The organism is Pseudomonas sp. 30_B, from assembly GCF_017491605.1.
Taxonomy (GTDB): domain Bacteria; phylum Pseudomonadota; class Gammaproteobacteria; order Pseudomonadales; family Pseudomonadaceae; genus Pseudomonas.
Genome location: NZ_JAFGYY010000353.1, coordinates 1 through 446 on the forward strand (window position 1 = coordinate 1; position 446 = coordinate 446).

Sequence of the window (446 nt, forward strand, 5' to 3'; positions counted from 1 at the left end):
GCGAGCCCGTGATCCGCCAGATCTTCATCGGCCGCGGCAAGGACGTGATGGTGACGGACGCGCTGGAGCGCAAGCTCTACGTGATCCGCAAGACGGCGAGCCACCGGATCCAGGCGCTTAAGCTCAAGCACGGCAAGGAATACTTCGTGCCGTCGATGTCGGCGCGCACGGTCGTCTACAAGGGGCTGCTGCTCGCGGGCCAGGTCGGCGTGTACTACCGCGACCTGCAGGACGCGCGCACCGTGTCGGCGCTTGCGCTCGTGCACCAGCGCTTCTCGACGAACACGTTCCCCGCGTGGGAGCTCGCGCACCCGTACCGGATGATCGCGCACAACGGCGAAATCAACACGGTCAAGGGCAACGTCAACTGGCTGAACGCGCGCACCGGCGCGATCGCGTCGCACGTGCTCGGCGACGATCTGCCGAAGCTCTGGCCGCTCATCTAC

1 protein-coding gene is annotated in these 446 nt (G+C 66.4%); it reads left to right on the forward strand.

Annotation, left to right across the window (positions count from 1 at the left end):
• The coding region (locus J5M67_RS28630) for a hypothetical protein (RefSeq protein WP_207888700.1) at window positions 1-446 on the forward strand (446 nt) is incomplete at both ends.